The following is a 21,410-nucleotide window of genomic DNA, read 5'->3' as shown; positions in this document are numbered from 1 at the left end:
CAGCTTGCGCCATTCCGGAAAAGGGCGCGTCCTAACAAAGAATGGGTAACGCAAACCGCTCCGCCTTAGTGCATGGCGGAGCGGCTATTGGCGCACGGCGCAAGCTGAAGCTTACGCCACGCATACAAACTGAAGCGTGTGCTGCTAGCCTACGCCTTCCTGCAAACGCTCGGCGCTTTCGGCAATGCGCAGCTGCTCTACAAACTCGTCGATGTTGCCGTCCATTACCGACGACAGGTTGTACACCGTGAGGCCGATGCGGTGGTCGGTTACGCGGCCCTGGGGGTAGTTGTAGGTGCGGATTTTGTCCGACCGGTCGCCGCCGCCAATCATGCTCTTGCGGGCCGCGCCTTCGGCTTCGTTCTTTTTGGCCAGCTCAATCTCGTAGAGGCGGGAGCGGAGCACCTGCAGGGCCTTATCAAAGTTCTTGAGCTGCGACTTCTGGTCCTGGCACTGGGCCACAATGCCGGTGGGCAAGTGGGTGAGGCGCACGGCCGAGTAGGTGGTGTTTACCGACTGCCCGCCGGGACCCGACGACATGAACAGGTCTTTGCGCACCTCGTTCATATCAATCTGCACGTCCAGTTCCTCGGCCTCGGGCATCACGACAATAGAAGCTACCGAGGTGTGAATGCGGCCCTGGGTTTCGGTGGCCGGCACGCGCTGCACGCGGTGCACCCCCGATTCGAACTTGAGCTTGCCGTACACGTCCTCGCCCTTCACGGCCAGGATAATTTCCTTGTAGCCGCCCGAGGTGCCCTCGGTGGCGTCTACCAGTTCCATTTTCCAGTTCTGCTTTTCGGCGAAGCGCATGTACATACGCTGCAAGTCGCCGGCAAAAATGGCCGCCTCATCCCCCCCGGCCCCGGCCCGGATTTCCATGATGATATCCTTGCTGTCGTTGGGGTCTTTGGGAATCAGCAGCTCCTTGATAACGGCTTCCAGGCGCTCCTGCTCGGGGTAGAGCAGTTCCAGCTCGTCCTTGGCCATCTGGCGGAAGTCCTCGTCCTTTTCGTTGGCAATGACCTCCTTGGCCCCGTCGATGTTGGCCAGCACGTTCTGGTACGCCTTGTACTCGGTCACGATTTTGCCGAGGTCCTTGTATTCCTTATTGAGGGCCTTGAAGCGTTTCATGTCGCTCATGGCTTCGGGCTGGGTGAGCTGCTCGCTCACGTCCTCAAAGCGCTGTTGGATGGCCTCCAGTTTATCTAGCATCTTGCCTTCAGAAAATGTATGGGGAGTGCAAAGGTACGGAAACGAAGTCGTTGGTAAATAAGCAGGAAGTAGCTGGCGGCGACGATGCGTGCGGGACCGGCAGAACGGCCGTCAGGAATAACGATGCCATGCCGGCTGAATCCTCCGGAACGTCATGCTGAGCGCAGCCGGAGGCGTAGTCGAAGCATCTCTACCGCTTCGATTCCGCCATCTGAGTTAGCCAGAAGTAAAGATGCTTCGACTACGCTCCGCTTCGCTCAGCATGACGTTCTATAGTAAGGTTTTCCACACTCGTTCTGCGGTTCGTATCAGCCGGTAGAAATCGTAAATAATTCTTTTCCGGAAATGCGGGCCATTTCAAATAATTCCTACTTTGGCCAGCGTTAACCTCCTCAGGCATATGGTCCGGCCCGGTGCTGCTCCTGCTTTTTACCCCGCTTCGCCCCTCTCTTTGATGGGTACCGGCACAACTATTACCACAACCCGCTAGAGCGGGCTGCGGAACTTCTTACCCCTTCTGATTCGCCGCCCGCTTCGCCGGTACGCCTCCCGCCCAGGAGGCCCCGGGCCGAAAGCGGGTTTTTTTACGCCCATCACGCAACGACCTACTATGCAGGTACTGAAATTCGGCGGCTCCTCCGTCGCCACGGCCGACAACATGCAGCGGGTACTCGACCTGGCCCAGGCCGCCGCCCGCCAGGCTCCCACCGTGGTGGTGGTATCGGCCCTGGGTGGCGTCACCGACCAGCTGATTGCGGCTGGTCGCCGCGCCGCCGCCCACGACGACTCCTACCGCCCCCTGCTGCGCGAGCTGGAGCAGCGCCACCTGGAGGCCGCCCGCGGCCTGCTACCCATTGCCGGCCAGAGCGCCGTGCTGAGCCAGGTAAAAACCAGCTGCAACGAGCTGGAAAGCCTCTGCGACGGAATTTTTGCCCTGGGTGAGCTGTCGGCCCGCACCCTGGACCGGCTGGTGAGCTACGGGGAGCTGCTGTCGTCGCGGCTGGTGGCGGCGGGGCTGGCGGCCCGGGGGGCGGCCCACCAGTGGCTGGACAGCCGCCAGCTCATCCGCACCGATGCCCGCTACGGCCACGCCGCCGTGGATTTCGCCACCACCAACCCGCTCATTCAGGCGGCCGTGACGGGCGAGGTGCCGCTGTACGTGGCCCCCGGTTTCGTGGCCGCCGCCCCTGATGGCAGCACCACCACCCTGGGCCGCGGCGGCTCCGACTACACAGCGGCCATCTTCGCCGGGGCGCTGGGTGCCTCCACGCTGGAAATCTGGACCGACGTGAGCGGCATGATGACGGCCGACCCGCGCCTAGTGCGCGCGGCCCGGCCCATCCCGCGCATCAGCTACCAAGAGGCCATGGAACTCTCGCACTTCGGGGCCAAGGTGCTGTACCCGCCCACCATTCAGCCGGTCATGCGGACCGGTATTCCGCTCTGGATCAAGAACACCTTCGCCCCCACCGACGCCGGCACGCTGGTGGAAGTTGCCCCGCCGGCCAACCAGGAATTTGTGCGGGGTATTTCCAGCATCGGGCCCATTTCCTTGCTGCGGCTGGAAGGCAGCGGCATGGTGGGCGTGCCGGGCTTTTCCAGGCGGCTGTTTGCGGCCCTGGCCCAGGAGCAGGTAAACGTGGTGCTCATCACCCAAAGCTCCTCCGAGCACTCCATCTGCGTGGCCGTGAGTACCCCCGATGCCGACCGCGCCCAGCAGGCCGCCGACCAGGAGTTTGCCGCCGAAATCGGCCGCGGCCTGCTCGACCCGCTCGACCGGGAAGACGAGCTGGCCGTGGTGGCGCTGGTGGGCGAGCAGATGAAAAACCACCCGGGCATCAGCGGGCGGCTGTTTGGGGCGCTGGGCCAGAACGGGGTGAATATCCGGGCCATTGCCCAGGGCTCGTCGGAGAAGAATATTTCGACGGTAATCCGGCAGCAGGACGTGCGCAAGGCCATCAACGTGCTGCACGAAACTTTCTTCGAGGCCACTACCCGGCAGGTGAACGTGGTGGTAGCGGGCGTGGGCAACGTGGGCCGCAAGCTGCTGGAGCAGCTGCAGCGCCAGCAGCCCTGGCTGCGCGAGAAGCTGCGCCTGAACCTGCGGGTGGTGGGCCTGGCCAACAGTCGGCAGTTTGTGCTGCAGGAGGACGGCCTCGACCTGGCCGACTGGGAAGCCGCCCTGGCCGCCGGCCCGGCCCTGGACCTCACCCGCCTCACCGACGAGCTGCTGGCCCTGAACCTGCGCAACACGGTATTCGTGGATGTGACGGCCAGCGCCGATGTGGCCCAGGTGTACGAGCAGCTGCTGGCCCGCTCGGTGGCGGTGGTGGCCTGCAACAAGGTGGCGGCCTCAGCCGAGTACGCGCGGTACGCTCACCTCAAAAGTCTGGCCCAGGAGTTCAACACCCAGTTCCTGTTTGAAACCAACGTGGGCGCGGGCCTGCCCATCATCGGCACGCTGGGCGACCTGCTGCGCAGTGGCGACGAGGTGCAGCGCATGCAGGCGGTGCTGTCGGGCACGCTCAACTTCGTGTTCAACAACTACGACGGCACCCGGCCCTTTGCCGAGGTGGTGCGCCAGGCCCAGCAGGAAGGCTACACCGAGCCCGACCCTCGCCTCGACCTAACGGGCGTGGACGTGGCCCGCAAAATCCTGATTTTGGCCCGGGAAGCCGGCCACCCGCTGGAAATGCCCGACGTGCAGAACGACTCCTTCCTGCCCGCCGCCTGCCTGGAAGGCGACGTGCCGGCCTTCTACGAGCAGCTGGCCGCCCACGAGGCCCACTTCCGCCGCCTCTACGACGAAGCCGCCGCCCAGGGCTGCAAGCTCCGCTTCGTGGCCAGCTTCGAAAACGGCCAAGCCCGGGTGGGCCTGCAGAGCGTGGCTCCCGGCCACGACCTATACAGCCTGCAGGGTAAGGACAACGCCGTGCTGTTCTTCACCAACCGCTACGTAGAGCAGCCCCTGGTTATCAAAGGAGCCGGCGCCGGTGCCGAGGTAACCGCCTCCGGCGTATTTGCCGACGTGCTGCGGGCCGCGCAAGGGTGAAATTGAGTTCTGAATGATGAATTATGAGAGTTGAATTGACAGACCGGCCATGCTGCGACCAGCCACCGCACTACTCACGGCCTCGTGGTTATGAATCGATTAACTCCATAAACAACCCGTCATTCATAATTCATCACTCATAACTCAGCTCTCCCCAACTGTATGCCATCCTCGCAATTCATAACTCATAATTCAACTCTCAACTCTAACTCCGTCTCTCTCCTTGCCCCGGCTACCGTGGCTAATGTGGTGTGCGGATTTGACGTGCTGGGGTTTGCCCTGCACGAACCCAACGACGAAATGCACCTGCGCCTGACCGACGAGCCGGGGGTGCGCATTCTGAACGAAGACGATTTTGGCCTGCCCACCGAGCCCGCCCGCAACGTGGCGGGGGCGGCGCTGCTGGCCATGCTGCGGGCCGTGCCTGAGGTGGCGGGCGTGGAGGTGCGCATCCGCAAGCACATCCGGCCTGGTAGTGGCATCGGGAGCAGCGCGGCCAGCGCGGCGGGGGCCGTGGTGGGGCTCAACCACCTGCTGGCGGGCCGATTCACCAAGGCCGAGCTGGTGGAGTTTGCCATGTACGGCGAAGAGGTGGCCTCCGGCGTGCGCCACGCCGACAACATTGCCCCGGCCATCTACGGCGGCGTCACGCTCATTCGCTCCACCACGCCCGCCCCCGATGTGGTGCCGCTGGATGCCCCGCCCCTGTTCGTGACGGTGGTGCACCCCCAAATTGAGGTAAAAACTTCCGACGCCCGCCAGATTCTCAAGCAACAGGTGTCCCTGCGCGACGCCGTGCGGCAGTGGGGCAACGTGGGCGCGCTGGTGGCCGGCTTGCTCAAGCACGATTACGCCCTCATTGGTCGGGCCCTGGAAGACGTGATTGTGGAGCCCGTGCGCAGCATTCTGATTCCGGGGTTCGAGCAGGTGAAAAGCGGCAGCCGCGCCGCCGGGGCGCTGGGCGGCGGCATTTCCGGCTCGGGCCCCTCCCTGTTCATGCTCAGCCAGCACGAAGCCACCGCCCAGGCCGTGGCCGAGGTGATGCGCACCACCTACGAGCAGCTAGGCCTAGCCCATTTCGTGTACCAGACAACTATCAACACAACCGGCTGCCGGATTCTGCCCGCCTGATGCCTGCCTGATGTAGAGACGCGACACTTCGTGTCTCGTCATTGAACGACCCGGACTTGTGCCAACCAAACAACATCAGCAACGAGCAGACGCGAAGTGTCGCGTCTCTACATCAGCCTTCACCACTCAACCGCCATGCACTACTACAGCCTCAACCGCCAATCGGAGCCCGTTGATTTTCGGACGGCGGCCGTGGCGGGGCAGGCCCCGGACGGGGGCCTGTACTTCCCCGAAACCATTCCACGCTTCCCGGCCGACTTCCTGGCCCAGCTGCCCCACCTGACGCCGGCCGAGCTGGCTCTGACGGTGCTGCGGCCCTACGTGGGCAGCGCCATTCCGGAGCCGGAGCTGGCCCGCATCTGCGCCGAAACCGTGGATTTCCCGCTGCCGGTGGTGCCCGTGACGGACCGCAGCAGCGCGCTGGAGCTGTTTCACGGGCCCACGCTGGCGTTCAAGGATGTGGGGGCGCGGTTCATGAGCCGCTGCCTGGGCTACTTCTCCCGCCACGAAACCCGGCCCGTTACGGTGCTGGTGGCTACCTCCGGCGACACTGGCGGGGCCGTGGCCAGCGGGTTTCTGGGCGTGCCGGGCGTGGAAGTAGTTATTCTGTATCCGCAGGGCCGGGTGAGTCCGGTGCAGGAGCAGCAACTCACGGCCCTGGGCCAGAACATCCGGGCCCTGGAGGTGCGCGGCAATTTCGACGACTGCCAGCGGCTGGTGAAGCAGGCCTTCCGCGACGATGCGCTGCGGCAGCGCCGGCAGCTAACTTCGGCCAACTCCATCAACGTGGCCCGCTGGCTGCCCCAGCAGGTGTACTACGTGGCGGCCCTGGCTCAGTGGCCCCACGCGCAGCCGCCGGTGGTGGCCGTGCCCAGCGGCAATTTTGGCAACCTGTGCGCCGGGCTGCTGGCCTACACCTCGGGGCTGCCGGTGGCGCACTTCGTGGCGGCCTGCAACCAGAACGACGCCGTGCCCCGCTACCTGCAGTCGGGCCGGTACACGGCCCAGCCGGCCGTGGCTACCCTCTCCAACGCCATGGACGTGGGCGACCCGAGTAACTTCGGCCGGATTCTGGAGCTGTTCGGGCACCAGTACCCGGTACTACGTGAGCTGCTGAGCGGCTACACCGTGTCGGACGCCGACACCACGGCCACCATTGCCCGGGTGTTCCATGAAACCGGCTACGTGCTCGACCCGCACGGGGCCGTGGCCTACTTTGCGCTGGAGGAGTATCTGCGCCACCACCCGGCGCAGCGTGGCCTTTTCCTCGAAACCGCCCACCCGGTGAAATTTCCCGCGGCTGTGGAAGCCGCCACCGGCCAGCCGGTGCCCCTGCCGCCCAGCCTGGCCACCCTCATGCAGCAACCCAAACAAACCACCCTGCTGGAACCGCAATACGACGCCTTGCGGGCATATTTGTGGGAATAAATGCGTTGTTGCCGGTTATACAGGCTAGAGCTAGCGAGCTAGTTCCCCTCCTTTCCAAGGAGGGGAACTAGCTCGCAACTTAGGTAGGCCCGTCATGCAGAGGCGTAATCAAATCATAACGTACAAGCCATCATCTATTCATTCCTCCCCACCCATGCGCCCACTCTTCCGCTCCCTCCTGCTTCTGCCCCTACTGGCGGCCTGCCGGCCCGACCAGGTGGAACACCTCAGCAACACCAAGGAGCTGGCCGTGGAGGCGGCAAACTGGGAGGTGAAGCGCATCATGCCCGCCGACTTGCTGCGGGCCACCCGCTGGGCCGGCGACTCGCTTACCCGCACCGCCGAGCGGGAATTGCGCGCGGTGCTCGCCCAGAAGCTGCAAGAAGGTGGTGTGGCCGCCGCCCTGCCCTACTGCCACCCCGAGCAGCTGCCTCTCACCGATTCGCTGGCGAAGGTGCTGCAGGCCACGCTCCGTCGCGCCTCCGGCCGCCCCCGCAACCCCGCCAACCAGGCCACGCTTTCCGCGGCGGAGCTGAACCCTGCCGACACCACCCGCCGGGTGGCCCGCCCCGGAGCTGAGGAGTTTACTTACCAGCGCCCTCTGGTGCTGAACGACCTGCTCTGCCTGCGCTGCCACGGCACCGTGGGCCAGGATATTGCGGCGGCCGATTACGCCCTCATCAAAAAGCAGTTTCCGCAGGATCAGGCCACCGGCTACCAGCTGGGCCAGGCCATGGGCGTGTGGCGCGTGAGCCTGCAGCGTCCCGGCGTGGCCGAGTTCTGGACGATGAAAACCCGCAAGGTGATGAAGAAGCGCAAGCCGCTGTTCTGAATCACAGATTTGGCAGATGAAGCCGCGGATAGCGCAGATTCGTTCTGATATTGAGTGGATAGATAAGAACTGGTTTGGGTGACGGACGAAAATCCCCATCCATCCACCTATCTATCCAACTGTAGAACCTCATCTGCGCTATCCGCAACTGCATCTGCATCATCTGTGATCCAACCTTGCCAGTGGTTTTGCAGTTTGCGGTGATATGAACACTGCTGACGCTACTCAACTTCCGGTTATCATTATTGGCGCGGGCCTGGCGGGCTTGTCGTGCGCCTGTTACCTGCACCGTGCCGGGCGGCCGGTGCTGCTGCTCGAAGCCGCCGACGCCGTGGGCGGCCGCGTGCGCACCGACGTTACGCCCGACGGCTTCCGCCTCGACCGGGGCTTTCAGGTGCTGCTCACCCGCTACCCTGAGGTCGAGCGCCTCATCGACTATGGGGCCCTCAACCTGCAGGCATTCCGGTCCGGAGCCGTTATCCGCCTGCCCGACGGTCAGGAAACTACTTTGGTAAACCCACTGCAGCAGCCTACCGCCGCCTTTTCGGCCCTCACCTCCCGCATTGGCACCCTGCCCGATAAGCTCCGCATTGTGAGCATGGTGCAGCACGTGCGGCGCTTCACCAGCCAGCAGCTGCTGAGCCGCAACTCCACCACGGCCCTTTCCACGCTGGAATTCCTGCGGCAGTATGGTTGGAGCGAACAGATGATTAACAACTTTTTCCGCCCCTTCTTCGGAGGGGTGTTCCTGGACCGCACCCTGAGCACGGCCGCCAACTTTTTTGAGTTCGTGTTCAAGCAGTTTGTGGAAGGCGAAGCCGCCCTGCCCGCCCTGGGTATGCAGCAGATTCCCGAGCAGCTGGCCGCCCGCCTGCCCGCCGGCAGCCTCCGCCTGAACACCCGGGTGCAATCCATCCAGGGTACCAGTGTGCAGCTGGAAAATGGCGAAACCCTGACCGGCGCGGCCGTAGTAGTAGCCGTAGACGGCGAAACTGCCCGCCACCTGCTCCCCGCCCCCGACCAACTCTTTACTGACCACCCCACCACCCGCTGGCGGCATACCACCTGCACCTACTTTGCCGCCCCCGCCGCCAAGGGCCGCCCCGATAAGCTGCTGCGGCTGAATGCTGCTTCCACGGGCCTGGCCCACAACGTGGCTTTTCCCTCGGATGTGGCCCCCGCCTACGCCCCGGCCGGCCAGCGGCTGGTATCGGTGAGCACCCACGGCACGCATGGCCTCTCGGAAGAGGAACTGACGGCCCGCCTGCGGCACGAGCTGCCGCAATGGTTTGGGGCCGAAGCGGCCCAGTGGCGGCACCTGCGCACTTACCACATTCCGCACGCCCTCCCCGAGTACCCGGCCGGCCAGCCCGCGCGTCAGTCGTTGCGGTTGCAGCCGGGCCTTTACCGCTGCGGCGACTACACGGCCTACCCCTCGCTTAACGCCGCCCTGGCCTCGGGCCGCGAAGTAGCCGATATGCTGCTGGCCCACAGTTGAGCTGAGCAGTTAGCCGAAAGCCCGTCATCCTGGGTAGTGCAAAAGACTTTATTACCAAAGAACAAGTCGTTCTAGGAAGTGTTAACAGTGGTTATCTTGCGTTATGGAGCAGATGTTGACAGATGCACAGTGGGGGCGGTTGGCGCCGTTATTGCCGGGCCGGCCGGGCACCAGCGGTGGGCGGGGCCGGGACAACCGGCAGTTCGTGGAAGCCGTGCTGTGGCTGGCGCGTAACGGGGCGCGGTGGCGGGCCCTGCCCGCCGAGCGGGGCAACTGGCACACGACGTACACGCGCTTCCAGCGCTGGGCGGCCTCGGGCGTGTGGCAACGCGTGTTCGAAGCCGTGCAGGACGAGGCGGCGCTGCATACGCTGCTGGTCGATTCCACCACCGTACGGGCGCACCAGCACGCGAGCGGGGCGCGCAAAAAAACGGGCCGCAAGCCCTCGGGCGCAGCCGCGGTGGACTGACCACCAAGCTGCACGTGGCGGCCGACGCTCGGGGCCGCCTGCGGCGCTGCCGGCTCACAGCGGGCCAGCGCCACGACGCGCCGCAAGCCCTGCCGCTGCTCGACGGGTTCGCCCCGACCTGGCTCATCGCCGACCGCGGCTACGACTCAGACCCGCTGGTGGCCGACCTGGCCCGCCGCGGCACGCAAGCCGTCATTCCGCCCCGGCGCAAGCGTCGGTATCCCCGGGCCTATGACCCGCTGCGCTACGCCCAACGGCACCCGGTCGAACGGCTGTTCAGCCGCCTCAAGCAGTTTCGCCGCCTGGCCACACGCTACGACAAGCTGGATGCTCATTTCCTGGCCTTTATTCACCTCGCCGCAACCGTGCTCTGGTTGCGTGACTGTTAACACGCCCTAATGTAATGAGGTCCTTCGCACTGCCCAGGATGCCGGGCTTTTCAGGCATTAAAACGTCAATTCCACCACTGCCGGGCAGTGGTCGGAGTGCACCACGTCGTGCAGCAAGTCGGCATGATGGGTATGAGGAATCAGCGCGTTATCAACTAGTATATGGTCGATTCGCCAGCCCACGTTGCGGGCACGGGCTCCGGCCCGGAACGTCCACCACGAGTACCGGTCGGGCACGGGGCCGTGGTGGTGCCGGAACGAATCAGTGAAGCCATCGGCCAGAAACTCCCGGAACCACTGCCGCTCCTCGGGCGTAAAGCCGGGACTATTCTGGTTGGTTTTGGCATTGCGCAGGTCAATTTCTGTCTGGCAGCAGTTGTAGTCGCCTACAATTACCAGCGGCGGTACTCCGCTGGCCTGCAGCTGGCGCACGTAGCGCCGGAAAAAGTGCAGCCACTCCACTTTGAACGCCTGTCGCTCGGCCCCGCTGGTGCCCGAGGGCATGTAGGTATTCAGTACCGAGCAATGCTCAAAATCCAGCCGCAGCACCCGGCCTTCGTCGTCGTAGCAACTCTGCCCGCAACCCTGCACCACGGTCAGCGGCTTTTGCAGGCTGAACGTGGCCACACCGCTATACCCGGGTTTCTGGGCTGGATGCAGGTAGGCGTGGTAACCCAAATCCATCAGTGCTGATACGTCCAGCGGCTCACGGCCCGCTTTGATTTCCTGCACGCACAGCACATCGGGCCGGGTCTGGGCTACCCAATCAGCCAGGCCCTTGCTAATGGCCGAGCGAAAACCATTGAGGTTATAGGAGATTATCTTCACTTATTCCTGCTCATCAAAGTATTCCAGGATGTGCCATTTCAGCATGCGCTCCTGTTCTTTCAGATTGCTGAATGGCAGCTGTTGCGTCAAACGGTAGTGGGGCCAGCCTTCCTCATCCACGCGCTCCAGCTCGTAAAACCCCGAGAGGCTGAACAGCCGGCAGGTGGCAATGTGCATCAGGTCCTGCTTCTGCTCCTTGGTGAAGGGGCCCGCGCCCTGCCCCAGCTCCTGCACCCCAATCAGCAGCAGTAGCGCATTCAGGTCGGGCTTTTTGCCGAAGCGGGCGCGCATGTCGTTCATCAGCTCCCACCAGCGGTGCTCAAACTGCGCCTCCGTTTCCTGCGGATCCAGATAGGCGCTCATGCCCCGTGCGCGTGCTCAGGTGCCGGCGTGGCCGATTCCTCTTTCAGGGCCTCCCAATACTCTACGGCCCGGCGGAAGTGCGGTATCACGATGCTGCCCCCGATGAGATTGGCAATGGCAAACACCTCGTATACTTCCTCATCCGTCAGCCCTTCTTCGAAGCACTTGCCCAAATGGTATTTGATGCAGTCGTCGCAGCGCAGTACCATGGAGCAGGCCAGACCCACAATTTCCTTGGTTTTTACATTCAGGGCACCTTCCTGGTAGGTGTTGGTATCAAGGTTGAAAAACCGCTTGATGACCTTGTTATCAGCCGCCAGGATTTTTTCGTTCATCCGCTGGCGGTAGTCATTAAATTCAGCAACGAGGCTCATAGGTAGAAGCTGGTAAAACCGTAAATCGAGCTACCGGCGCTATTCCGGAAGTCGGCTTTAAACCTTAAAATTAGGGAGAAGTTTGCCGCCGTGCGGGGCACACCCCTATTCTCGCTCTCCTATTCTTACCAGCCGATGCCGTTACCCGCTATTCTCACCGATTTTGTCAGTCTGCTGTTCCCGCAGGTCTGCCTGGCTTGCCAGGAGCCGCTGGCCCGGGGCGAGGACCACCTCTGCACCATCTGTCGAACCGAGCTACCTTACACGGATTATCATCGGCTGCCAGCGGAGCAGAACCCCTTGGCTCGCCGCTTCTGGGGCAAGCTGCCGGTGCGATACACGCTCAGCTACCTACGCTTTCAGAAGCACGGCCGGGTGCAGCATCTGCTGCACCAGCTGAAATACCGGGGCCAGCAGGCAGTAGGGCGGGTTCTGGGCCGCTGGTATGGGCGAGAGTTGCTTGACGCGGGCCTGCACGCGGCTTTCGATCTGATTATTCCCGTACCGCTGCACGCTCGCAAGCTGGCTCAGCGCGGCTACAACCAGGCCGACAGCTTCGCGGAGGGCTTAGCCGCCGGCCTGAATTCCCGTTGTGCAACTGATGCACTCCGCCGCGTTGCATATACCAAGTCACAGACCCGCAAGAACCGCCTGGAGCGTTGGCAGAACGTCGAAACCGTGTTTGAAGTGGCGAAACCGGACCTAGTGTATGGCCAACATATTCTGGTGGTGGATGATGTGCTCACTACCGGCGCCACCCTCGAAGCCTGCTGCGCCGTGCTGCTCGCTGCCGGGGCCCGTGAGGTGAGCGTTGCCACCATCGCCACCGCCGACCGGTAAATACAACTGACACAGATATTTTCCTTCCGGTAGTTAACCGTACCAGAAACAGCAAAACAAAACAGGCCACCCAAGTTGGGCGGCCTGTTTTGCTTATCAGAATAGTCTGCGAAATCCGAGGAATTCGTAGGCCTTATTTGTTGGAGCCGGCATTGATCATGGCGCACCGGAAACCGATGGTAGCCGTGGCCGAATCTTCAGCCATGAAGCGGCGCGTACCGGGCGAGAGCCAGTAGGCTACGTCGCGCCACGAACCGCCTTTGTACACGCGCACGTGGTCATCGATGAGCGACTGATAGCCTTTCTTGTCGTACTTCTCCGAAGGGTCCAGGAAGCCGTTCCGGCGGAAGGGGTTCAAGTCTTCCACATCTTCGTATGACAGCGGACGGTAGATATCCTGCACCCACTCGTTCACGTTGCCCGACATGTTGTACAGGCCGTAGTCATTGGGCGGGTAGTTGTAGATGTACTCCGTAATCATGGCTCCGTCGTTGAGCGAGCCGGCAATACCGGCGTAGTCACCACGGCCACGCTTGAAGTTAGCCAGGAACTGGCCCATGCCTTTGCCATAGGGGTTCCGCACCTGGCGGCCATCCCACGGGTAGATGCGCTTGTTCTCCTGATTTTCGTTGCCGGTTTCCTGCGTGCCAATGAGCGCCTGCGCAGCGTATTCCCACTCAGCCTCAGTGGGCAGGCGGTAGTTGGGCAGGGTGTTACCGTTTTCAATGGCAATCTTGGTGCCGCCGCCGTCTTCGGAAGTGCCTTCGGCAGCATCGCCACCTTTCTTCTTCTTCCGGCCGAACAGGCCACCGCCACCGCTGCTGCTGCCTTCATCACCTTCCCCCGCCAAACGCTCGTTTACTTTCGAGGTCCGCCAGGTGCAGTAGTCGTTGGCCTGCAGCCAACTTACGCCCACTACCGGGAAGTAGCGGAAACCAGGATAACGCAGATAGTAGTCTACGTAAGGGTCGTTGAACGACAGCTCGCGGGCCCACACCGTAGTATCGGGCAAAGCGGACTGATAGAATTCTTCTGACGAGTCCTTGCGCACGTAGTGCAGGTATTCCAGCCAGTGAATGTTGGCCACTTCGGCCTCATCCATATAGAAGGATGCCAGCGTCACGGTACGCTCCAGGTTGTCGTGAGTCATGGCAATGTCTTCCTCGGCGGAGCCCAGCACCGTGCGGCCTCCTTCGATAAACACCAAGCCAGGCCCATCCGGGATACCCTGATAATCAGACACCTTCATGCCTTCCTCGGTATTGTACTCAATGCCCGTGGTAGAGCTGTACTTACCAGGTTTGGTAGCCGTGGGCGGTCCGCCCTTACAAGCGGCCAGTGCGCAGGCTCCTACTACAGCAAAGCGCAGGTACTTGGAAAAATTCATGATCAAGTTGAAACTACCTGTTAGAAAAGCGTTTAGACAAGGCAAGTCGGCTGCAATAATACAAAAATTTAGAAGGCGGGGCAAGGAATTGCCGGGTAATTCCGGCGTTTTAGCCGGCGCCAGGCCGCTTCCACCGAATCGAACTCCCGGAGGGTCAGGGAAATTTCGTGCGCGCCGCCCAAATCGGCACTGAACTGGCTGAGGCTCACATCATAGCTGTAGCCCAACCGAAAGCTACCTACACTGACACCGGCAATGCCCGTCAGAATCTGCTGGGGCCGGGGAGCTCCGGGCAGTGGCACGCCCCGGTATACGGCCCCCAGCGTGAGGGGCGTAGCTGTAAAGTACAAACCGCCTTCTGCCCGCTGGCTGCCTCCCTGCCGGGCGTAGCTTGCTATCGGGGTCAGACTCATTTCCTTATACACCTGCTTTACTGATGATTTCACGAAGTACACCTTGTAGCCTCCCTGCAGGTTTAGCCGCAGCGGCAGTGTGGTCTGCGTAACGAAGCCCAGCGTCGGCTGATTCAGATGATGTGCGGCGGCACCCACCCAGAAATTCTCGGCGTAGAGGACCCCGCCCACGCTACCCGTGATGTACTGTATGGGCTGGTAATCGGCCACTTCCAGGCTCACGTCGCGCACAACACCATCATCGGAGAGCTGGTCACCGAACACGAGGTTACCGTAGCTCACGCGCTGCTGGCCGTAGCTTATTGAAGCGCCGCCACTTAGGCTGAGTTGCTCATTCAGGCGTACGTGGTAGGCGTACACGCCGCCCGCCTGAAACCGGGTGTAGCCGATGCCACCGGTTCGATCATAGTTCACCAGCAGCCCGGCGGCACTGTGCTGGTCCCGGAATCGGTAGTCGGCCGCTAGCTGGCTGGATTGAAAGGTACCGGCCAGCGTTGGAAACTGGTTGCGGTAGCTCAGCGTCACGCTGTAGTCATCCAGCAAGCCCGTGTACGCCGGATTCAGCTGCATCCGGTTGGCGTAGGGCTGGGCAAAATACAGATCCTGTGCCTGTGCCGTACCAGCCGCTCCTACCGCCCACGCCGCCGGCAACAGCCACTGCCAACGGCACGGCTTAGCCGACGAATGATATCTGGCGCACGAAATCCACATAGGTTACCTGACTAACGGCGGGCGGCTATATTTTGGTACACGGGGCCCGCCAGCAATACGGCTAAAATGGACTTTTCTTTTGTCTTTCCCGGCACTATCCTTGGTTATTGCCGTGTTCAGGCAACTTTCGGTGCCATTTTCTATTCTTCCTGCCAGCGGCCGTAGTGGTTTCCCTCTACTTTTACCCGGCGTTGACCAATAACTCCGGGGTTGTTTCTGCCCTTTTTTCCTTCTACCGTTATGCGTAAGTTTTTTGTCGGACTGCTGATTTTCCTCGTCGTTGTAGTTGCGGGCTTGGCCCTGGCCCCGATACTGTTCAAGGACAAAATCAAGGCTACCTTCGACAAGCAGTTCGCCCAGCGCGTGCGGGCGAAAGTAGAGTACGACCCCGCCAACGTGGATGTCACCCTGCTTAGCTCCTTCCCCGACCTGGCCCTGCGCCTCAACCAGCTCCGCGTTATCGGGCAGGATTCCTTCGCGCGGGACACCCTGGCCTATCTGCCGGAGGTACGCGTGGGCCTGGACCTGCTGAGTGTCATCAGTGGCAACCAGATCAAGATCAAAAATGTGGTGCTGGAGCAGCCCGATATTAACGTGCGGGTGCTCAAAAGTGGCCGCGCCAACTGGGACGTCTATGTGTCGGATTCGGCCGCGGCGGCGCAGGGACAGGATACTACGTCCGTAAACTTGGCTATTCAGGGCTGGAAGGTGAACAATGGCCGCCTGCGCTACGAGGACCTGAGCATTCCGTTTGGCATGCAGCTGCGGGGCATCAACCACAGCGGCTCCGGCGACTTCGCCCGCAACATCTTCGATATGCAGAGCCAGACCACGGCCGACAGCTTCTCGATGCAGTACGATGGCACGGAGTACGTGACCAACAAGAAGCTCGACGCCGACGTGACGATGGCCATGAACCTGGAGAAAATGCTCTTCACGTTCAAGGACAACCAGGTCAAGTTGAACGACTTTCCGGCTTCCTTCCAGGGCACCATCGGCCTGCCCAACGATACCGACATCACCTACGACCTCACCTTCAAGGCCCTCGAAACCGACTTCAAGAACATTCTGAGCTTGGTGCCGGGCGCGTACACCAGCCAGTTCAAGGATATTGACGCGGCCGGCAAGGTGGCCTTCGATGGGTATTTCAGGGGCGTGCAGAATGACGTGAAAATGCCGGGCTACGGCGTGAACCTGCAGGTGAAGAACGGCAGCTTCAAATACCCCCAGCTGCCCCAGCAGGCCCGTAACATCAACGTAGATATGGTGGTGGACAACCCCTCGGGTTTCACCAATAATGTAAAGGTGAACGTGAAGCAGTTCCACCTCGATTTGGGCAGCAACCCCATCGACGGCAACGTGGCCATTGATGGCTTGGAACCGATGAAAGTAGATGGCCGCGTGAAAGCCAACGTGGACCTGGCCGAAATGATGAAGGTGTACCCGGTACAGGACTTGCTGCTGCGGGGTAAGCTGTTCGTGGACGGCACGGCCAAGGGCGTGTACTCCAAAACCCAGATGCCCGTGGTGCAGGCCAAAATGAACCTCACCAACGGCTACGTGAAGAGCAAGCAGTTCCCGGCCCCCATCGAAAACCTCACGCTCAACGGCACCGTCACCAACCCCACCGGCCAGCTCAATGATACCCGCGTGACGATTCCGCAGTTCCGGATGCTGCTGGACGGGGAGCCCCTGGAAGGCCGCGTAACTACTCAGGGCGTGGATAAGATGGCCTTTGATACCGACGTGAAAGGCACCGTGGATCTGACCAAGCTCACCCGTATTTTCCCGCTGCAGGGCATGACGGTGGCCGGCCGCCTCAACGGCAACATTGCCGCTAAGGGTAACATGGCCGATATCGAGGCGGGCCGCTACCAGACGGTAGTAGCCTCGGGCACCGTTACCGCCCAGAATATTGCCTACAAGAGCACCGAGCTGCCCCAGGGTATGAAGGTGGCCCGGGCCACGGCTACGTTCAACAACAACCAGATTGCTCTGCAAAACTTCACCGGCTCCGTCGGCTCCTCTGATGTCACGGCCTCCGGTACGCTGGCTAACTATATGGGCTACCTTTTCACGCCCGGTCAGCCCCTGCGCGGCACGCTTACCGTCAACAGCTCCCGCTTCAATGTAAACGAGTGGATGGTGGATGAAGTAAGCGGCAAGACTACTGCCACCACCGGCACTGCGCCAGCCACGGCCCAGGGCGTACTGCAGATTCCCCGTTTCCTCGATCTGACGCTGAATTCCACCGTGGGCCAGGTAGTGTACGATAACCTCAAGCTGGATAATGTGAAGGGCACTGTAACCGTGCGCGACGAAACGGCTACTTTATCGAACCTCACCTTCAATACGCTGGGGGGCGCATTCGCTACCAATGGCAGCTACAGCAGCAAAAACCTGGCGCACCCGCGGTTCAACTTCGGCCTGAATATCAAGAACCTTAATTTCCAGAATGCTTTTAAAGCTTTCAACTCCGTGAAAGCGCTGATTCCGCTGGCTTCACAGGTGGATGGTATTTTCTCCACCAATTTCAGCGTGAGCGGCGAAATGGGCCCCGATATGATGCCCGTGTACAGCACCCTCACTGGTAAAGGCCTGTTTGAGATAGTACGGGCCGCAGTAGGCAGTTCTACGGCGCTGACCCAAATCAGCAACCTCACGCAGCTACAGGAGCTTAAGCGCCTCGTAGTAGAAAATAAAGATGTAGCGGCCGAAATGCTCAACGGCAATTTCATCGTGAAACCCTTCGACTTTACCGTAGGCCAGATTAAAATGACGGTGGGCGGCTCCAGCAACGTCAGCGGCAACCTTGAGTACGTGACGGCTTTAAATGTGCCCACCGGTCAAATCGGCAACCAGCTCAACAGCAAGCTTACCCAGCTCACAGGCATTCAAAACCTGAAAGGTACTGACCGGGTAACGCTGGGCCTGAACATTGGCGGTACCATGAAGAACCCTGTCGTGAAGCTCACCACGGGTAGCGTGAAAGCTCAGGCCAAGGATCTGGTCCAGAACATCGTGCAGGCCAAGGTAGACGATGCCAAGCTGAAATTACAGGCTCAGGCCAAAGTAGCCCAGGACAGCCTGCAACGCGAACTGCAGCGCAAGCAACAGGAGTTGGCGTTGAAAGCGCAGCAGGAGTTGGAAAAGAAACGCTTGGAGGCTCAGGCCAAACTACAGGACAAAGCCAAGCAAGGACTCAACAACCTGATTTTTGGCAAACCCAAACCGAAGCCAGCTGCAACGCCAGCCCCTGATACGAAGCCCACAACACCGGCAGAGGAACCCAAACCTGCCCCCAAAGCGGATAGCACCGGTTCGGGACAATAGAATTTTTGCAAGCACGTTGAAGGTGGCACGTTGGCCAGCTTCTTGCTCTGAACGTAGCAGCTGGTGGTCCGTACAAGCCATCAGCTGCTTTTTTTTGCACCTTGTTTTTTACCCGTATGACGCAGTTTCGCACTCTTCTTTACCCAGCCCTGTTGGCAGCCCCCCTGTTTTTCGGCAGCTGCTCCAAAGACAACGAATCGAATAACTCGAAGCTGGAGATACGGCTTACAGATGCCCCTGGCGATTTTCGAGCCGTAGTATTGGATGTCCGTCAACTAGAGGTGCATACCGCTGACGTGTCATCTGCTGATGGTTGGTATACGCTGGCCTTCCAGCCCCAGGCCATTAACGTGGTTGAATACGTTAATGGTAAATCGGCCCTGCTTACCAGCACTGATTTTGCTACTGGCAACATCACGGAGATACGTCTGCTGCTCGGCCCCGACAGCTACGTGATTGGGCGCGACGGCCAGCGCTATGACCTGAAAACCCCCAGCGGTCAAACCTCCGGTGTCAAGCTCAAGCTTGATAACGTAACCCTCCGCGACCGGGAAACCTTCCAGTTGCTACTCGATTTCGATGTTGCCAAATCCATTGTAGAGCGCGGCAACTGGAAACCCAACAATGATAAGAAAGAACGGTACCTGCTGAAACCCGTTATCCGGGTAGTAGCTCAGGATATCAAAGGCAGCATCCGCGGCACCGTTTCCCCAGCTGCAGCCCTACCCCAAGTAATAGCTATTCGCTCTTCAATCACGGTGGCTGACACGTTCAGTACTGCAGCCGATGCCTCCGGCGCCTACCAGTTGAGTGCCTTACCATCCGGAACCTACCGCGTAGAGTTCTATCCCACCACTACTGCTCCGTCAGGCCAAGCAGCTTATAAAAATGCTGTTAAGACGAACATTACAGTTGTAAACAACCAAACGACAGACGTGGGCTCGACCAGCTTAAATTAAGTTATCAGCCGATGCGCAGAAAAGCCCGCGTAGTATCTACTACGCGGGCTTTTCTGCGCATCGGCTGACGAGTATTACCTGTGTTCTGACATCTAGGTACTACCGGAGGAATATAGATATCCTTACTCCTCTCCATGCCTAATCATTAGGTAATGACTGGTACTAAATAGACGAGATTCCGGGTAATTTACCGGCAGACAGTAAGCACTACCTCTGCCCCCAAGCCCCTTCACCGAATCATCCTTAGTTTACCCTGCCATATCCGGGGTGTTGGGGTGCGGCAGGGGGGGGTAAACGCAGCGAGCCCCGCAGCAGTTGCGGGGCCCGAAGGGGGACCAGCAATGCGCGGGGCTCGCGTGTGCTAAAAGGTTGGCGGCGACCGACTCTCCCACCGGTGAAGGCAGTACCATAGGCGCTCCGGGGCTTAACGACTCTGTTCGGAATGGAAAGAGGTGAACACCCGGGCTAAAGCCACCATTAGCAGCGCAGCACACTGTTCAGTTACCTGAACACGGCTGTCATATTCAACATAGAGGGCGAGACAAACAAAGCAGCGGTAGTGAGCTGTATCCTGCAGAAGTGTTCGAGCCCTTAGTACCCCTCGGCTGTGCGATTCCGCGCTCTACACCTGGGGCCTATCAACGTCCTCGTCTCGAACGGCTCTTATAATCGGAAATCTCATCTTCAGGTGAGTTTCGCACTTAGATGCTTTCAGCGCTTATCTCATCCCAGCGTCGCTACCCGGCGCTGCAACTGGCGTCACAACCGGTGCACGAGCGGCTGGTCCAACTCGGTCCTCTCGTACTAAAGTCAGGTCCTGTCAAATTTCCCACGCCCACCACAGATAGGGACCGAACTGTCTCACGACGTTCTGAACCCAGCTCGCGTGCCACTTTAATCGGCGAACAGCCGAACCCTTGGGACCTTCTCCAGCCCCAGGACGTGACGAGCCGACATCGAGGTGCCAAACCTCCCCGTCGATATGAGCTCTTGGGGGAGATCAGCCTGTTATCCCCGGCGTACCTTTTATCCTTTGAGCGATGGCCCTTCCATGCGGAACCACCGGATCACTATATCCGTCTTTCGACCCTGCTCGGCTTGTAGGCCTCACAGTCAAGCCTGCTTCTGCTATTGCGCTCTACATCCGGTTACCAAGCGGATTGAGCAGACCTTTGAAAGCCTCCGATACTTTTTTGGAGGCGACCACCCCAGTCAAACTACCCAGCAGACACTGTCTCCGTTTTCCAGATTAGGTGCCAAACAACACAAGGGTGGTATTTCAACGTTGACTCCCCCAGACCTGGCGGCCCGGGCTCACAGTCTCCCACCTATCCTACACATGTGTTGTCCAGCATCAATGTCAACCTATAGTAAAGGTGCACGGGGTCTTTCCGTCCCGTGGCGGGTACTCGGCATCTTCACCGAGACTACAATTTCACCGAGCTCATGGCTGAGACAGCGCCCAGATCGTTACACCATTCGTGCAGGTCGGAACTTACCCGACAAGGAATTTCGCTACCTTAGGACCGTTATAGTTACGGCCGCCGTTTACCGGGGCTTCGATTCAAACCTTCGCTTGCGCTAAGTTCCCCTCTTAACCTTCCGGCACCGGGCAGGTGTCAGGCCTTATACTTCCGCTTACGCGTTCGCAAAGCCATGTGTTTTTGTTAAACAGTCGCCTGGGCCTTTTCACTGCGGCTTCTTGCATTGCTGCAAGGAAGCGTCCCTTCTCCCGAAGTTACAGGACCATTTTGCCGAGTTCCTTGGCCATGATTCACTCGAGCCCCTCAGGATACTCTCCTTGACTACCTGTGTCGGTTTGCGGTACGGGCTAGCATTCAGTAAACGCTTAGCAGGTTTTCTTGGCAGTCTGATTAGGCACACTATCCCATTGGCCGAGGCCGCTAGGTACTATCACGTTTCAGCAACCAGAGCGTACTTAACTACTCTAGCTATACCTACACGCTTTAACGGGCACTTCCGTCCGCCCGCGGTGCTTTCACTTCTGCGTCACTGCATCACTCCAAATACTAGGTGCTGGAATATCAACCAGCTGTCCATCGACGTAGCCTCTCGGCGTAGCCTTAGGTCCCGACTAACCCTGCTCCGATTAGCGTTGAGCAGGAAACCTTAGTCTATCGGGGGGCGGGTTTCTCACCCGCCTTATCGTTACTCATGCCTACATTTG

Annotated in this window: 15 protein-coding genes and 2 rRNA genes (1 of these 17 only partly in view); 9 read left to right on the top strand and 8 right to left on the bottom strand. The window is 60.4% G+C overall.

Features of this window, described 5'->3' with window-relative positions; genetic code table 11:
* Positions 1-144: 144 nt before the first annotated feature.
* Positions 145-1,215, bottom strand: a complete 1,071-nt coding sequence (prfA, locus tag ACN19L_RS12720) for a peptide chain release factor 1 (protein WP_226270976.1) — start codon at positions 1,213-1,215, stop codon at positions 145-147.
* 610 nt (positions 1,216-1,825) lie between these two features.
* Between prfA and thrA the strand changes: the two genes are divergently transcribed.
* The 6 genes from thrA (at position 1,826) to ACN19L_RS12690 (ending at position 10,014) form a co-directional block, all read left to right on the top strand.
* Entirely contained in the window at positions 1,826-4,267 is a 2,442-nt protein-coding gene (gene thrA / locus ACN19L_RS12715) for a bifunctional aspartate kinase/homoserine dehydrogenase I (RefSeq protein ID WP_426489873.1), read from the top strand.
* A 162-nt stretch (positions 4,268-4,429) separates the two neighbouring features.
* Entirely contained in the window at positions 4,430-5,398 is a 969-nt protein-coding gene (locus ACN19L_RS12710; RefSeq protein WP_426489872.1) for a homoserine kinase, read from the top strand.
* A gap of 135 nt (positions 5,399-5,533) precedes the next feature.
* Positions 5,534-6,826 (top strand): threonine synthase, encoded by a 1,293-nt coding sequence (thrC, locus tag ACN19L_RS12705; RefSeq protein WP_426489871.1) that lies wholly within the window; start codon positions 5,534-5,536, stop codon positions 6,824-6,826.
* 154 nt (positions 6,827-6,980) lie between these two features.
* Positions 6,981-7,658: a c-type heme family protein gene (locus ACN19L_RS12700; protein WP_426489870.1), complete on the top strand. Its 678-nt coding sequence runs from the start codon at positions 6,981-6,983 to the stop codon at positions 7,656-7,658.
* A 205-nt stretch (positions 7,659-7,863) separates the two neighbouring features.
* A complete protein-coding gene (locus ACN19L_RS12695; protein ID WP_426489869.1) occupies positions 7,864-9,156 on the top strand; it encodes a protoporphyrinogen/coproporphyrinogen oxidase in 1,293 nt (430 codons plus the stop codon).
* Between the two features lie 103 nt (positions 9,157-9,259).
* Positions 9,260-10,014 (top strand): IS5 family transposase gene (locus ACN19L_RS12690; RefSeq protein ID WP_426489868.1). Its coding sequence is split into 2 segments (ribosomal slippage): positions 9,260-9,590 and positions 9,590-10,014, totalling 756 coding nucleotides; the frame shifts between segments, so codons are not numbered across the junction.
* A 57-nt stretch (positions 10,015-10,071) separates the two neighbouring features.
* Here ACN19L_RS12690 and ACN19L_RS12685 read toward each other — a convergent pair.
* The 3 genes from ACN19L_RS12685 to ACN19L_RS12675 are packed head-to-tail and all read right to left on the bottom strand — an operon-like array spanning position 10,072 to position 11,579.
* On the bottom strand, positions 10,072-10,842 hold the full coding sequence (locus ACN19L_RS12685) for an exodeoxyribonuclease III (protein ID WP_426489867.1): 771 nt from the start codon (positions 10,840-10,842) through the stop codon (positions 10,072-10,074).
* Complete coding sequence (locus ACN19L_RS12680; protein WP_426489866.1) at positions 10,843-11,205, bottom strand: hypothetical protein; 363 nt, start codon at positions 11,203-11,205, stop codon at positions 10,843-10,845.
* A complete protein-coding gene (locus tag ACN19L_RS12675) occupies positions 11,202-11,579 on the bottom strand; it encodes a carboxymuconolactone decarboxylase family protein (RefSeq protein ID WP_426489865.1) in 378 nt (125 codons plus the stop codon). Before ACN19L_RS12675 ends, ACN19L_RS12680 begins: the two co-directional genes overlap by 4 nt.
* 135 nt (positions 11,580-11,714) lie before the next feature.
* Between ACN19L_RS12675 and ACN19L_RS12670 the strand changes: the two genes are divergently transcribed.
* Positions 11,715-12,419, top strand: coding sequence for a ComF family protein (locus tag ACN19L_RS12670; protein WP_426489864.1), 705 nt, complete (start codon positions 11,715-11,717; stop codon positions 12,417-12,419).
* A gap of 133 nt (positions 12,420-12,552) precedes the next feature.
* Here ACN19L_RS12670 and ACN19L_RS12665 read toward each other — a convergent pair whose 3' ends face one another.
* Complete coding sequence (locus tag ACN19L_RS12665; RefSeq protein ID WP_426489863.1) at positions 12,553-13,806, bottom strand: SUMF1/EgtB/PvdO family nonheme iron enzyme; 1,254 nt, start codon at positions 13,804-13,806, stop codon at positions 12,553-12,555.
* A 68-nt stretch (positions 13,807-13,874) separates the two neighbouring features.
* Positions 13,875-14,930: a PorP/SprF family type IX secretion system membrane protein gene (locus ACN19L_RS12660; RefSeq protein WP_426489862.1), complete on the bottom strand. Its 1,056-nt coding sequence runs from the start codon at positions 14,928-14,930 to the stop codon at positions 13,875-13,877.
* Between the two features lie 240 nt (positions 14,931-15,170).
* On the opposite strand from ACN19L_RS12660, the gene ACN19L_RS12655 reads away from it, so the two are divergent.
* Complete coding sequence (locus ACN19L_RS12655) at positions 15,171-18,263, top strand: AsmA family protein (RefSeq protein ID WP_426489861.1); 3,093 nt, start codon at positions 15,171-15,173, stop codon at positions 18,261-18,263.
* 116 nt (positions 18,264-18,379) lie between these two features.
* A complete protein-coding gene (locus ACN19L_RS12650; protein ID WP_426489860.1) occupies positions 18,380-19,222 on the top strand; it encodes a DUF4382 domain-containing protein in 843 nt (280 codons plus the stop codon).
* A 367-nt stretch (positions 19,223-19,589) separates the two neighbouring features.
* Here the strand turns inward: ACN19L_RS12650 and rrf are convergent.
* Positions 19,590-19,701 (bottom strand): 5S ribosomal RNA (gene rrf, locus ACN19L_RS12645).
* A gap of 92 nt (positions 19,702-19,793) precedes the next feature.
* Positions 19,794-21,410 (bottom strand): 23S ribosomal RNA (locus tag ACN19L_RS12640); it runs 1,290 nt beyond the window's last position.

Source organism: Hymenobacter sp. 102, from assembly GCF_049949205.1.
Taxonomy (GTDB): Bacteria; Bacteroidota; Bacteroidia; order Cytophagales; family Hymenobacteraceae; genus Hymenobacter.
This window is presented reverse-complemented; position numbering and strand designations above follow the sequence as displayed.

What these genes read in the sequence shown, in the direction of transcription:
- prfA (WP_226270976.1), bottom strand. Translation starts at nt 1,215, where the DNA reads ATGCTAGATAAACTGGAGGCCATCCAACAGCGCTTTGAGGACGTGAGC.
- thrA (WP_426489873.1), top strand. Translation starts at nt 1,826, where the DNA reads ATGCAGGTACTGAAATTCGGCGGCTCCTCCGTCGCCACGGCCGACAAC.
- ACN19L_RS12710 (WP_426489872.1), top strand. Translation starts at nt 4,430, where the DNA reads ATGCCATCCTCGCAATTCATAACTCATAATTCAACTCTCAACTCTAAC.
- thrC (WP_426489871.1), top strand. Translation starts at nt 5,534, where the DNA reads ATGCACTACTACAGCCTCAACCGCCAATCGGAGCCCGTTGATTTTCGG.
- ACN19L_RS12700 (WP_426489870.1), top strand. Translation starts at nt 6,981, where the DNA reads ATGCGCCCACTCTTCCGCTCCCTCCTGCTTCTGCCCCTACTGGCGGCC.
- ACN19L_RS12695 (WP_426489869.1), top strand. Translation starts at nt 7,864, where the DNA reads ATGAACACTGCTGACGCTACTCAACTTCCGGTTATCATTATTGGCGCG.
- ACN19L_RS12680 (WP_426489866.1), bottom strand. Translation starts at nt 11,205, where the DNA reads ATGAGCGCCTATCTGGATCCGCAGGAAACGGAGGCGCAGTTTGAGCAC.
- ACN19L_RS12675 (WP_426489865.1), bottom strand. Translation starts at nt 11,579, where the DNA reads ATGAGCCTCGTTGCTGAATTTAATGACTACCGCCAGCGGATGAACGAA.
- ACN19L_RS12670 (WP_426489864.1), top strand. Translation starts at nt 11,715, where the DNA reads ATGCCGTTACCCGCTATTCTCACCGATTTTGTCAGTCTGCTGTTCCCG.
- ACN19L_RS12665 (WP_426489863.1), bottom strand. Translation starts at nt 13,806, where the DNA reads ATGAATTTTTCCAAGTACCTGCGCTTTGCTGTAGTAGGAGCCTGCGCA.
- ACN19L_RS12660 (WP_426489862.1), bottom strand. Translation starts at nt 14,930, where the DNA reads ATGTGGATTTCGTGCGCCAGATATCATTCGTCGGCTAAGCCGTGCCGT.
- ACN19L_RS12655 (WP_426489861.1), top strand. Translation starts at nt 15,171, where the DNA reads ATGCGTAAGTTTTTTGTCGGACTGCTGATTTTCCTCGTCGTTGTAGTT.
- ACN19L_RS12650 (WP_426489860.1), top strand. Translation starts at nt 18,380, where the DNA reads ATGACGCAGTTTCGCACTCTTCTTTACCCAGCCCTGTTGGCAGCCCCC.